Annotated in this window: 10 protein-coding genes and 2 pseudogenes; 8 read left to right on the plus strand and 4 right to left on the minus strand. The window is 41.2% G+C overall.

The window, feature by feature from the left end:
• Positions 1 to 636: 636 nt before the first annotated feature.
• Both EWV68_RS13475 and EWV68_RS13480 read right to left on the minus strand, forming a co-directional pair.
• Positions 637 to 2,028 (minus strand): IctB family putative bicarbonate transporter, encoded by a 1,392-nt coding sequence (locus tag EWV68_RS13475; protein WP_287170089.1) that lies wholly within the window; start codon positions 2,026 to 2,028, stop codon positions 637 to 639.
• 144 nt (positions 2,029 to 2,172) lie between these two features.
• Positions 2,173 to 3,816: an alpha-keto acid decarboxylase family protein gene (locus EWV68_RS13480; protein WP_287170091.1), complete on the minus strand. Its 1,644-nt coding sequence runs from the start codon at positions 3,814 to 3,816 to the stop codon at positions 2,173 to 2,175.
• Between the two features lie 254 nt (positions 3,817 to 4,070).
• Here EWV68_RS13480 and dndD point away from each other — a divergent pair, with 254 nt between their 5' ends.
• Positions 4,071 to 6,056: a DNA sulfur modification protein DndD gene (gene dndD / locus EWV68_RS13485; RefSeq protein WP_287170093.1), complete on the plus strand. Its 1,986-nt coding sequence runs from the start codon at positions 4,071 to 4,073 to the stop codon at positions 6,054 to 6,056.
• A 158-nt stretch (positions 6,057 to 6,214) separates the two neighbouring features.
• Here dndD and EWV68_RS13490 read toward each other — a convergent pair whose 3' ends face one another.
• Positions 6,215 to 6,424, minus strand: a complete 210-nt coding sequence (locus EWV68_RS13490; RefSeq protein ID WP_287170095.1) for a hypothetical protein — start codon at positions 6,422 to 6,424, stop codon at positions 6,215 to 6,217.
• A gap of 212 nt (positions 6,425 to 6,636) precedes the next feature.
• Here EWV68_RS13490 and dndE point away from each other — a divergent pair, with 212 nt between their 5' ends.
• The 4 genes from dndE (at position 6,637) to EWV68_RS13510 (ending at position 10,448) form a co-directional block, all read left to right on the plus strand.
• Complete coding sequence (dndE, locus tag EWV68_RS13495; protein WP_002765973.1) at positions 6,637 to 7,035, plus strand: DNA sulfur modification protein DndE; 399 nt, start codon at positions 6,637 to 6,639, stop codon at positions 7,033 to 7,035.
• A gap of 199 nt (positions 7,036 to 7,234) precedes the next feature.
• On the plus strand, positions 7,235 to 8,746 hold the full coding sequence (locus EWV68_RS13500; RefSeq protein ID WP_287170097.1) for a cupin domain-containing protein: 1,512 nt from the start codon (positions 7,235 to 7,237) through the stop codon (positions 8,744 to 8,746).
• Positions 8,747 to 8,772: 26 nt separating this feature from the next.
• Complete coding sequence (locus EWV68_RS13505; RefSeq protein ID WP_287170098.1) at positions 8,773 to 9,534, plus strand: class I SAM-dependent methyltransferase; 762 nt, start codon at positions 8,773 to 8,775, stop codon at positions 9,532 to 9,534.
• A complete protein-coding gene (locus EWV68_RS13510; protein WP_287170100.1) occupies positions 9,531 to 10,448 on the plus strand; it encodes a TauD/TfdA family dioxygenase in 918 nt (305 codons plus the stop codon). The genes EWV68_RS13505 and EWV68_RS13510 overlap by 4 nt, the downstream gene beginning before the upstream one ends.
• 94 nt (positions 10,449 to 10,542) lie before the next feature.
• On the opposite strand, the gene EWV68_RS13515 is transcribed toward EWV68_RS13510, so the two are convergent.
• The gene (locus EWV68_RS13515; protein WP_287170102.1) at positions 10,543 to 12,057 is read right to left on the minus strand and encodes a SagB/ThcOx family dehydrogenase; all 1,515 of its coding nucleotides are present in this window, start codon (positions 12,055 to 12,057) and stop codon (positions 10,543 to 10,545) included.
• Between the two features lie 247 nt (positions 12,058 to 12,304).
• Here EWV68_RS13515 and EWV68_RS21910 point away from each other — a divergent pair.
• From EWV68_RS21910 to EWV68_RS13530, 3 genes and pseudogenes are all read left to right on the plus strand, one after another.
• Positions 12,305 to 12,650, plus strand: a pseudogene (locus EWV68_RS21910) (type II toxin-antitoxin system RelE/ParE family toxin).
• Entirely contained in the window at positions 12,637 to 12,999 is a 363-nt protein-coding gene (locus EWV68_RS13525; RefSeq protein WP_012266497.1) for a helix-turn-helix domain-containing transcriptional regulator, read from the plus strand. The pseudogene EWV68_RS21910 and the gene EWV68_RS13525 overlap by 14 nt, the downstream one beginning before the upstream one ends.
• A gap of 409 nt (positions 13,000 to 13,408) precedes the next feature.
• A pseudogene (locus EWV68_RS13530) lies at positions 13,409 to 13,686 on the plus strand (Uma2 family endonuclease); the annotation flags it as partial.

The raw sequence follows: 13,686 nt of genomic DNA on the forward strand, positions 1-13,686 counted from the left end.
CCCCCTAAGCCGAGTTTTCAAGGTGCTGCGCCGTCCACTTGGTTTTCGAGACTGGCCTTTTAATTCTAACGTAAAGCCAACCTAGAACGGCGGGGTTTCAGACCCAAAATTTCCGATGACAATCGCAACGGCCCACTTAAGAGAACGATCCATTATTTTCCTCCCTCGTCTCTATAACGGCCACAGGGATTTACTCTCGTTATTGCAGTTGGGAAATCGCGCCAAGCGCGGAACAAACTGGGAAACGATCTAATTTAGGGTTTGCTGAAAAGTTTTTCCTGGTGGCAGGGTGTGGGGTGTGGGGTGTGGGGTGTGGGGTTTTACCCATTTTCAGGGAGTCAATTACCTAATTTTTAGGGAAAAAGTCCCTGAATTTTCCCCCCAATCACTCCAATCGCTGGCACTTTTTGATTTCAAAAAAGCCTAAAGATATTATCCAACAAGGTTTTTAGATTTATTCAGCCAACCCTAATTTAATTATCTCTTGCTTTGCCCACCGAGAGATGGTAGGATGGGGGGTTTGTGATTTTTCTTAATAATCCCCCTCGCCTACACCTACACGAGCTTCAAATACCCTTCAGAGCAGTCCTATCCGTAATTTGAAATAACTCCTCAATGCTCCCCCATTTCGCCCCCCTAGAGGAGAGAATTGCCACGATCAAAACCTCTAGCGGGGGAATAACAACGACTAGCAATTAAACCCAAAACTAACCACCAGAGGGTACTAACTTGGGGACGATACCAAACTGTATCAAAGAAACCGTGGGCAAGAATTCCAGCCATAGCGGCAATTGCCCCGATTAACCAAAAGCCTTGACTATCCATTTTATCGCGTAAAAGTTTAATTTGATGGATGCCTTGGCCGATAGTTGTGACTAATAACCAGAGGAAACAGGTAAAACCAATAATTCCCGTTTCTACCATGATTTCTAATAGCACAGAATAGGCACTTAAAGCCGTGTATTTTGGCTTCATGAATAGGGGGTAAATTTTCTTAAAAGCATCATTACCCGGTCCGATGCCCAAAAGCGGATAGGTTTGAATCATGCGGATAACTGCATCCCAAACATTAATCCGAAAGTTATTACTACTATCTTCCCGGCCCGCAAAAATACTCATCACCCGAATTCGCAGCGGTTCCACCAATAAAATCGCCCCTAAAACCACCACGGCTAAACCCCCTAAAACTAAGGGTAAAAGCCATGTTTGCCAAAATAACGGTAGATAACTTTTGAACCAATAAAATAATAGCAATAAGAAGACGATTCCTAAGACCATCAAACCAATCCAACCGCCACGACTCTCGGTAAAAAATAAACAAGCGGCATTGGCTAAAGTTAATAAAGCCGCTAAAATTTTCGGTAGCCATCCCTGCCACACAAACAAGGCTGCACCGCTAAAAGCAATACCAGGGAATAAATAACTAGCTAATAAATTAGGATTACCGAGATAACTATAAACCCTAGTATCTCCCGCTAATTCTGAAGTGGGATCGTTCCACGTTGCTAACTGTTCCGCACCAAAAATTTGCTGACGAATGCCGTAAACGCTCACTGCTAAAGCGGTTAAAACTAAAGTAGTCAGAATCCAATTTGTCTGGCGTGGCGAACGCATGATTCGGGCGGTAAAAGCAAAAAAGATTAGATTGAGAGTTAATTTAATTAATCCTTCCAAAGCTGCGGTTTTAACGGGAGAAAAAGCCGTAGAAACCGTGGCAATTCCCCAGTATAAAAGCACTAGAATGTGAATCGGTGTCACCCCAATTTTGCCTTCATCCACAAGGGTTAACAGTAGCCAATAACCGGCTATTGCTAACAATAAAAAACCGATTTGACTGGTGGAAAAAAACGGCGCAGTGGCGATAAGAAGAGAGATTAACAGCGCACCCATCAGTTCTGTCCACTCCACAAACCGGCTACCCTGTCGCCATTGACTAAAAAGGCCGACGAAACGATGCAGATAGCTATATTTTGACCAAGAAGCGGGGGAAAAGTTCAATAGGGTGATTTGTTTCCATAAAGCATTCATAGGGTTTTTAGTTGCGGTTGTCACCATCACACTTTGATTAAGATACCGATTGTATCTTAATTGTTGACTCTTGGGAGCGAAAAGAGTTTCAGTCTGGTGTCTTAGGGCAGCTTCACACAGTCAAAACCGGATAGCATAACCAGTCTAAGCATGGGGTGAACGTAAAGCTTGACCTAAACGAGTTAAGCCTTGGGAACAGTCAAAACGATCGAGATGTACTTCGATAAATGATAGGCGATCGATGTTACCCTGGGCAATCGATAAAGCCTTTTCTAATTCCCCTTCTGTCCTGACTTGACAACTCCAACTTTCCCCGTTAAATACTGCTGGTAATTGGTGATATTTCCACGGTTGTAGATCATTATAAATATTATCCTGAATTACCCGCTCGATCGTGTAACCGTCGTTATTAATTAAAAAGATAATTGGATTGAGATGGTGACGGATAATTGTCGAAAGTTCTTGGGCAGTCATTTGAAAAGCACCATCACCCACAAAGACGATAGGACGAGTATTTGGTGCGGCAAAAGCTACTCCTAAACAGGCGGGAATTGAATAACCAATAGAGAGATAAAATGCTTGACCGATAAAGTCGGTTTTTTGGGGCATTAATAAATCAATTGTGGCAATAATTGAGTCCCCTGTATCGGAAATAACAAAAGATTCTTGAGCGATAAAATGATTCATTCGCTCATAAAAACGAGCATTAGTTAATTTTTGCTCTGGCACGGCGATGAATTCTAAATTCTTCAATTCGGCCGCGGGTTTAATCTCTAGTGTAGCCGCTTCTTTGTGACTTAGCTTATCAATTAAACCCTCGATAAAATCCCCTAGGAATACTGGTTGATAGAAGTGATGTTTAATTTTTACTTTCTCGGAATTGGCATTAATCAAATTATTGGGATTTAAATTAGCCGTAAATCCGCCTAAATTCATGTCGGACATTATTGCCCCTAAACAGAGGACACAATCGGCATTTTCCACCCGTTGACTAACGTATTCGCGACTTAATGCCCCCACATAAGTGCCGATAAATTGCGGCTGCATTTCCGAAATTGACGACTTACCTAAAATAGTGGTGGCTAAGGGATAACCCGTTACCTCTAAAAGTTTCAGCAACTTATCCTGGAGTTTAAAACGATGGAATTCTACCCCTGCTAAAATAATTGGTTTTTCCGCTTTTTCTAATAAAAAAGCCGCTTCTTCAATGGCTTCTTCTAAAGCGGCGGCATCCGTGAGATTATCGGTTAAATAAATTGGCTTTTCTGAGGGGATACAGGGACGATAGACTAGATCCCGGGGAATTTCGATATACACGGGACGTTTGTGATGCAAACAAGCGGCTAAAGTTTGATCGATTTGACTGGCTGCTTGGGCAGAATTAGTGAGAATAACCGAGGCAACCGTGACTTTTTCCATGATGGACAATTGCAGATTATAATCGCCCGTGGTGTGGTGTAATAATAAATTATCCCGGCGAATCGAGCGATCGGAAGCCCCACTAATTACCACCAAGGGAACTCTTTCAGCGTAAGCACCGACCACAGCATTAACGAGGCTAAATCCCCCGACTCCGTAGGTGACACAGACAGCACCCATACCTTTGACTCGCGCGTAGGCATCGGCGGCATAACCCGCGTTAAGCTCATTACAGGTACAAACTAATTCGATCGGACTTTCCACCAAAACATCCATCAAATCGAGGACATAATCCCCCGGCACCCCGAAAACATGATTAACCCCTAAATTATGGAGACGCTGGCATAAATATTCGCCGATCGTGATCATAGCAATTTTCTCCCCTGTGTTGGCACTTTCACGCCGATCATAACGATTTTTTCAAAAAATAGGCTCATGTCCAGTAATAAACTGGAAAGTAAAAATCAGGAAACCTTGATTATATCTAGGCGATGGTGATCAATGCTATAGTATAAAGTCTGGGGGTTTTTCTTGGGTGTCAAAAAATATCTGCGGCACTTTTTCAGGTATAATTTTTACAGGAGATTTCCTAAAACTTTCGACTTAAATAAGGCTGACTGTTAATGATTTTTACTGAATTAGTTTTGCAAAATTTCGGCCCCTACGCCGGTCGTCAAGTGATTAATTTACGTCCCGAAAAAGACAACAATCCCTGTCCGATTATCCTTTTGGGAGGCATGAATGGCGGCGGTAAAACTACTTTAATGGATGCGATTCGTTTGGCTTTGTACGGTGCGCGGGCAAAGTGTTCTACTCGCAATAATTTAAGTTATGCCGAGTTTCTCAGTCAAGCAGTTAATAATCAAGCTTCCCTCATCGATCAAGCTAGAATTGAACTGGCTTTTGAACATCTAGTTAATGAACAATGGCGACAATATCGTATCGTTAGATACTGGACAAAACAGCCCAAAGATGGTAAGGATACCCTCGGTATTTTAGATGAGGATTGGCCCGATCCTGCCTTAGCTAATACTTGGGATGAATATATTGAAACTTTATTACCTTTGGGTATTTCTAACCTGTTTTTATTTGATGGGGAACAGGTAAAAGAATTGGCAGAACAGGATGTACCTCCTGACAGCGTTAAGGATTCGATGCAGACTTTATTAGGGTTAGAATTAGCGGAAAGATTAGCCGTTGATCTTGATATCTTAGCTAGTCGCAAGCGCCGGTTATTAGCAGCAGAAAATGAACTGGCAACTATTGAAGCTATTGAGAAAAAATTAGCTCAGTACCAAGAAGATTTAGAATTGGCTAGACAAGAGATGGAAACTCAACAAAAAAATTTAGATTTGGTTAGAAATGATTTTGATGCAGTCTCGGATAAATTTCGCATTGATGGCGGAAAAATTGCCGCCGAAAGAAGTCAATTAGAGAGCAGAAAAAAGGATTTAGATAAAAAGTTAGATAAACAGAGAGAATATTTAGGTCAATTGGCGGGGGAATTTTTACCATTAAAGTTAATTTTTCCTCTCCTAGAAGCGGCTAAAATTCAGGGAGAAAAAGAGCTAAAATTGCAATCGTCTCAAGTCGCTCAATCGGTTTTAGAATCCAGAGATAAAAAGTTACTTGCTTATTTAGAACAACTGAATTTAACTTTAGAACAATTAGACAATATTAGAGAATTTTTACAGCAAGAAAATCAGTTTTTAGCTGAGGATAGCGATTCTTTGATTACTCCTTACTTAGATTTAGACGAGGAGGCGATCGAGTTATTAAATCGAGTCTTAACCCATCAACTACCGGCACAAATTAACCTCGCTCATCAAGCAAGGTCACAATTAAGAAATCTGGAAGATGACTTAGATAATTTAGAGCGAGAATTAGCAGTAGCAGCCTCTCCCGAAGAATACGAAACCCTGAGTAATAACTTAAAAACCGCTCAGAAAAAGTATCTAAATGCTCAAGCGGAATACGAGCAAAGCCACAAAAATTATGAGGAAATCAAAAAGAAAATTGAGAAAACTAAAAAAGAATTATTTGCCTATAGTGAGAAAGCTTTAGAATCGCAAAGTAACGAACATATCGTCAATGCTATTGTCAAAGCACAGCAAACTTTAAAATTATTTAAAGAACGCTTAACTTTAAAAAAATTAAATAGATTAGAGGGAGAAGTGGCGGAATGTTTTCGTTATTTATTGCATAAGTCCGATCTGGTGCAGAAAATAGCGATCGATGCTGATACTTTTGGTCTATCTCTCTTTGGTCCCGATGGACAAAATGTGCCTAAACACCGTCTTTCTGCCGGAGAAAAACAACTATTAGCGATCGCTTTTTTGTGGGGATTAGCGCGAGTCTCCGGACGAGATTTACCCATCGCTATCGATACACCCCTCGGACGTTTAGATTCTTCCCATCGCCATAATTTAGTTGAACGTTATTTTCCCGCCGCTTCCTCTCAAGTCATCCTCCTTTCTACCGATACAGAAATTGGACAAAATGAGCTACTCTTATTAGAAGAACAGGAAGTAATCGCCAGAAAATACCTGCTAGAATATAATTCCCAACAACGTCAAACTACTATTCACCCTGACCGCTACTTTTGGTAAGATTATGACCGAGATAAATTCCCAAAAAATTCTCGCCCAATTAACTTGAGACATCGGGCCTTACTTTCGATTTTATCGCTCAATCCAAGCTTTTGGGGGGTTCTACCCCCCAAACCCCCCGTTGGGGGCGTGGCGCCGCCCCCAAACCCCGGAGCGCATTAGTTTTTCGGTGGGATGCTTACACGCGGCTGCTGATACATCTGTAATAATTTAAGAGTTACTGATAATTGCCGATTGTGGTTCTTCGTTACTTGGTATGGTTCGATCAGGGGGCAGAAATCGGCTAAATCCTTATCTGGCAAGAGACTTAATTGATTAGCTCGTTCTAGATTGAAAACAATTGGCAAAAATCGAAGATTGCATAACACAAACCGAAGAACCCCGATTGTCGTTATTTCTGCAAATTTGAGATGCACTCATCAGTTATCATTTATCAGTTATCAGATGCGAGTTATCAGTTATCAGTTCACTGTTTACCGATCACTGAAAAAAAGCTCCCCACTTCCCACTCTCCTATTAAACAGGATTGAGAATGACTAACTATTTTCTCATCAGTCAGAGCGAGGTAAAATTATAGATTATGGAATCACCGATCGAACGTTTTCGACTATCTCAAACCGCCAAAGATAGCCTAATAAAATTAAAACGCTACACCAAAATTGACCAATGGAATATCCTCTGTCGTTGGGCTTTTTGTCGTTCCCTTGCTGAACCGAGTCTCCCCTCTCCCGTTCCCATTCCTGCCGATAGCAATGTAGAATTATCCTGGAAAGTATTCGGGGGAGAAATGGCCGATATTTTCTTAATTGCCCTCAAACAACGTTGTCATCAAGACGGATTAGGAACCGATAAAGAAACTCTAACTCAACAATTTCGCTTACATTTACATCGCGGGATCGGTTATCTTGCCGGGGATACCAAGCTAAAAAAAATCGATAATTTAATCGAATTAGAGAGAGAAAGTCTCAGAGAATCTTAATCAAGAATAATCTGTTTTCAGGGGGAGCGCATCTCAAACGCTATTGACAATTGGCCAATTTTGTGATGGTATAGCAGTTTTCCTCAGGATGAGGCATGGGCAAGGGGCTTAAGCCCCTTGTTGGCAAAACTTGTCGATACCTCAGTAACGTGAAAAGCGCTATATTTAAAAGAGGGCGGCTATCGGGGGATGAGAAAAAATGGAAAATTTAATCGAGGAAGCACTAAGCCATCGAGCGATTAATCATCCGTATTTACTGGCTTTAGAAAAAGGAGAATTTCAACATATTGATGAAGTTCTGAAAGACTTTGCCAGTCAATACGGAGCTTATAGTGACTGGTTTTCCCGTTATTTAACAGCAGTAATATCAAAGCTAGAAAATCCCACTCATCGAAATCACCTGCTGAAGAACTTAGCTGAAGAAAACGGACATCTACACTATGAAGATCTCGAAGCAATCCGTAAATTAGGTATTAAGGACGAGTGGGTACAGGAAATTCCTCACCCACAGTTATTCAAGCGTTTTCAAGAAGCGATGGGAGTAGATAGCACGCAAACGCCTTGTGTTGAAGTGGAAATCTGGCGTGAATCATTCTTATCGCTGCTCCAGAATGGAAGTTCACTCCAAGCTATTGGAGCGATAGGTTTAGGGACTGAATCTGTTGTTAAATTTATCTACAAACACATTATTGAAGCGATCAAAAAACATACATCATTATCCTTGCAGCAATATGTATTTTTTCCTTTACATACAGAAGTGGAGGATGAACACAGCTTAACTTTAGTTGAGATTGCTAAAGAATTAGCCAGTGAAAGCGAACAGGCTGTTCTGGAATTACGGAAAGGAATGTTAAAAGCCTTAAATCTACGTGCTGCTTACTGGGACAATATGTATGAACGTGCGTTGGCGCTAGATAAATCTTTGACATCATCAGACCAACTCAAGATTGTTACGCTTTTCACTAAAATGATTAAAGGCAAAAAGCTGTCTAATCAGGAACTGGAACTTTTATTGCATCAAATCAATGACGTGCGTATTGAATTGACGGAAGACTTATCTACTGTTCCAGTGGAAAAACTACTACCCGGATTGAGTTCACTTTTGCTATACGGGATGCAAACGGAAAAGCACAAGGAAGAAGTTCTGAACTTGTTAAATTGGCTTGAAAATCCATCTGGTGAATGCCAATGCTCTCAAACAATATTAAGGCTTGCATCACAACTTTACCATGATTTTCAAACAGTGCGACTGGGAGCATTGACCGAAAAAATTAATGAACAAAAAAGCTTGACTCATGTGCAAGAAGGTAAAGAGCTTATTTCAACAATCAGCGCCAGCAACTTAGAAGCCTTATACAACAATAAGGTTGATAAACTCAATATTGATTTTAACGTATTTCGCCTGCCATTTGATCTAGAAGTTTTAGATGCGCGCCTAGTTATAGTCAAGCCAGGAAAGGCGAATGAAATGCACAGACACGCACATGAAACCGTATTTGTATTTCTTCAGGGTCAAGGAAAAGTTATTGTTGATCAATACGAAAACGAAGTCGAACCGGGTACTTTTGCTGTTATTCCCCGTTGGTGTGTGCATCAATCTGTGAACTTAGGAGAAGAAGAGCTAATTTTTCTGGCGATAGCTGATTTTGGATTAACTGGTAAAAGTTTTATGGGTAATTACTTACACAGTGCTAGACTAAAACAAAATTAGTGCAAATTTTATCACGTTAGATAGGTATGAAAGCAACACAAGAAACCAAAAAACTTTACGACGAAAGCGCAGCAGACTGGAAACGAGTAGAACCGATTTTGCTTTCTGATTACTCCGCGCGTCCCTTTGTCATTGATTTATGTGAACCGATTGTCAACAAGAATATATTAGATCTAGGCTGTGGGGAAGGTTATGTAGGAAGAGAGTTAATTAACCGAGGCGCTCAATATGTTCATGGGATTGATATTTCATCGCAAATGATCGAGCAGGCCTTGATTCAAAAAAACGAGCATCAGATTATTAATGCTTCCTATGAAGCTGGTGATATTCGTGATTTTGCGGTCACTGAGTCCGAACAATACGATTTAGTTCTGGCTATGTTTCTGTTCAACTACTTAAATGTTTCAGAAACTATTAGCACGCTGCAGAAAGCCTACCAACTTTTGAAATTCGGTGGATATTTCCTGTTCGCCGTCCCCCATCCCTCTTTACCTTTTCTGAAAAAAGATAAGTTTCCGTTTTATTTTAAACCGAAAGCTGGCTATTTTTCCGGACGCAATCAATTATTCCCCGGTGAGATTTGGCGCCGAGATAGAAAAGCCGTCGCCGTGCAATGTGTTCATAAAACTATGGAAGATTACTTCACATCTCTTCGTTTAGCAGCCTTCACAAAAATGCCAGAAGTTTATGAACTAAAAATTAATCAGGAACATTTAGAACTAGACCCAGAATTTTTTACTCCGCTCATTGACCTTCCCCTTCACGTTGCTTTCAAAATTCAAAAATGATTATACCGATTTCTGATCCTAATATTTCATTACTGACTTGGAAAAAATTGCCTGATCCTTCTCAACTATTTTTTCATTTACCAGAATCATTAGTCTCAGATTTACTAAAAAGAAGTAATCACAAATGGCTTGAAAAACCCAACGAAATAGGACAGGAAACAGTCAATAAAAATCTTTATTTTTTCCTACCATTTCGTGAGAAATTGCTCCGGGAACCAGGCATAATTATTTTCCGATTAGAACCGGAATTAACAGAAACGGAAATGCGGTTAATTTATGCTTTTATTTCTCGCATTTTTGGACTGCTAAACCACCGCTATGGCTATTTTTTTGATGTAATCGATCGAGGAATGGATTACACTAAAAAAGCTATACCCGTTTCGATGACGAATACAGAAACTGGCTATCATACCGATAGTACAGCCAAAAACTACTTCCCTGATATTGTTGGCTTACTGTGTCTTGCTGCCGCGGATGAGGGAGGAGATTCCCTGGTAGTAAACGCCGCCAATTTGTATCAATATTTCTGGCAAAACCATACAGACCTAGTTCCCTATCTTTACGAACCTTTGGCGCGCGATGTGATTACACCTGGAGAGATTAATTCTCAAGAAGCTATTCAAAATAATAATTTCCCCTTATTCTCAACAGATTCTCAGGGTCTGGTTTTTCGTTATATGCGGTACTGGATTGAAGTCGCTTACTCCAAACTAGAAATAGCGCAACCGGAAGCTATCACAAAAACACTCGACATCATCGACGACTTTTTTTCAAAACCAGAAAATACAGTCCGCTTCAAAATGAAAAAAGGTGATGTATTTTACATTAATAATCGCTTTTTATGCCACAATAGAACCGCTTTTAAAAATTCAGGAAAACCCCGACAGATGGTGCGTAGTTGGATTAACCTTTAAACAAAATACGTCCAAGGGAGAAAGTGAACTGGTGAAGGTACAGAGTACTATGACCTCAACCTCGTTGTCACCCCTTCAGGGGTTCAAACTCACCTTAAAAAACTTTCGGTCGGCCTAAAGTAGTGATATAGATAACTGCTTCATCGGAGGGAATTCCTAACACTTCATTAACTTGATCATCGAAAAAACCACCGATACCACTAACCCCTAACCCCAGATGAATAGCCGCTAAATTTAATCTCTGTCCCAAATGGCCCGCATCTGCATGAAGATAACGATAGACTCGATCGCCATATTTAGCCACTGCTTTTGACAGATCCGCCGTATGAAAAACCACAGCGGCCGCATCTCGTCCCAAATCCTGACCTAAACAGAGATAATGTAACTCTTGCCGGAAATTTTTAAAGCGAATTTGCCGCAATTCTTGGGCTTTGGGAGCATAATAATAACAGCCTTCCTCTAATCCGGTTACTGCCGAAACAGCGATAAAAGTTTCCAATAAATCCAGAGCAAAATAATCGGGATTGGGATCGAGATTTTGGCCGGCATAATCTTGGGGTTGATAGGTGAAATGCAGCAGCGCTCGCAATTCGTCTAAACTGAGACTAGCACCACTATAAGCGCGGGTAGATCTGCGTTTAAGAATCGTACTTTCGAGAGCGATTAAATCTTCCCCCCAATTGACGGGACGGGATGTCACGGAAACTTTTAGACAAAAAGGAAAATTATATTTATCTTCCCAATTAGAGGGGGTAACAGTTGCTTCTATCTTCTCATCTGTAGCTATGATAGTGGCTCGGTGTAGGGAGTTTAATAATTCTCCCTCGGGAATTTCGGGATAAAGAGTCGTGGTTGCCGAAGGGAGTGCCGTGGTACTATGGGGGAGATTTTGCCGGATATTGAGCAGATCTGCCAAAGGAATCACCGTCATGACACTTTCCTTCTCGGAATCGAGATAAAGCAATTCATTCATCTGGATATCGTTAAAACCACCGATTAAATGGGCCCGATAGTCATTAATCGAGGCTGATAGCTCAATATTGCCCAATAAATGCCCTGTATCGAGGAAAATACGCCGATAAGCTCGATCTTCGTAGCGCCAAGCGGACCGATAAAAAATGGCACTGGTAACTAAAGCGATATCGGTATTTTCTAAAACAGGATTCCAGAAACAAGCAGATTGTAGGTTGGTCCAGACATCACTTTCCCAGAATAAAAGCAGCGAGTGACTTTGACCTTGGTAACTGTAGAGACCGGCGGGTAAAAATTCCGTGCCACGGGAGATCAGATAGACCTCGGCGGGGTATAATCCACCAGCAGAGGGTGCGGAACGTAGGTACAAGGGACTACCCATAGTGGCGATTTTGGCAGTTAAACCATAGCTACAGCCCAAAATTCGCGATATACGTCGCCAAAAGTCTCCTTTTTGGGGAACTGTTTGACGGGAGAGGTAGGGTTTGAGATCGAAAGTCTGACCGATTTTGTATTCTTTGAAGGGATGGGGTTGTTGACTCCAATCAAGACCTTTACTTTTTGAGGCGATCGTCTGGGGGTCGTATTTGGTACGCTCGTGATAGTATTGGGCGATCGAGATTGGCTGATCTGGCATGATAAAGATGGGCTGTCTAAGCTTTACTTTTTAGTTTGACATACTCCCACCCCTAGAAAACGGGTTTCTGAAAGAAACCCGTTTTCTAAATACTCCCCTCTCCCACCCCCCTGCTCTACGATGTCGGGTAGGGTTGATTCATGAATCAACCCTACCCTTGATAAGGGGGGTGGGGGGTTGGGGGTGAGGGTAATTAACCATATCTGCCATTACTTTAGAAAAATAGTATAACTGCTATAATTATCCCATGGCGGCTCAACCCAGAGAAATTCGACGTTATGTTACCAGTGACGGCAAAGTTCCCTTTGCCCAATGGCTCGATTCTTTGCGGGATATTAAGGCTAAAACTAAAATTGCTCAACGCCTAAACCGGGTTAATTTAGGTAACTTAGGGGATTATAAATCAGCTTTGAGCAGGAGTTTATGAACTACGAATAGACTAGGGTTCTGGTTATCGCGTTTACTTTGGACAAATCGGAACAACGATTATCTTACTCCTGTGTGGAGGAGATAAAAAAACGCAAGCTAAAGACATTGAAATAGCTCAAAAATATTGGCAAGACTATAGGAGCCGAGAAAATGCCAGTCAGTGATAGTTATCATGATTCCCTGATCGAATCTCTTAAAGATTCCCATTATGCAGCAGTTTATCTGGAAACTCATCTCGAGGGAGATGAATATGAATTTGAATCAGAATTACTCAGACTCGCGTTCAATCACGTCCTAGAAGCCCTTGGCCCTCAAAATCTAACACCAGAACAAATCAAAATTCAGGCGAAGCAATTGGAAGAACTAATGCAAAAACCTGCACCTGAAGCCATGAATCAACTAACCTCTTGGCTTCAAGCTTTAGGATTGAAATTAACGATAACGGTCGCTTCAAAAATGCCAGAAATAAATCATGAAAATGACGCTGTTAGTTCAATCAAGATTACAGTGTAGTTTGTAGTTTGGTTTTTTTGATGACAAATTGATAGCCGCTTAACGCACCCTACACAGAAAAGGGGTTTCTGAAAGAAACCCCTTTTCTAAATAGGGTTTGCTGAATAAATCTAAAAACCTTGTTGGATAGGGTTTTTAGACTTGTTTTCCCTCAAAAAGTGCCGACCTTTGGAGTGATTGGGGGGAAAATTCAGGTACTTTTTCCCTGAAAAATAATACCGTTACAATGTTTGAGAGGTCTGAGTGGGGCTCTTCTGGTTTCTGTGTGGAAACTAGGTCTATACTGATAGTTTCTTCAGCAAAATAGTCCTAAAAGTCTTTCCCAGTAAACATTTCACGATTCTATAAGCAAAAATTATCACACAAAGTCGAGAAGAGCCTGAGTGGTAACTGATAACTGATAACTGAAATGACTACACCTAGCTTCACCATTCCCCAATCTGACCCTCCCCTTTCCCCCCGGCAATCCTTGCCGACGATGTACGATTTACCTAGTGACAATCCACTGGAACCCGGTTTGCCTGACGAATTTCACCTATTACAACCTCAGTTATTACTGCTGACTTTCCAGCCTCCCAACTGGGAACCAGAGCTAGTTTTTAGCGCCGCTGACCTTAACCTTTACTACGATGTCAGACACCCTCAATGGTACAAGCGTCCTGATTGGTTTGGGGTGGTCGGTGTTCC

Source organism: Microcystis sp. M_QC_C_20170808_M9Col (assembly GCF_007095495.1).
Taxonomy (GTDB): Bacteria; Cyanobacteriota; Cyanobacteriia; order Cyanobacteriales; family Microcystaceae; genus Microcystis; species Microcystis aeruginosa.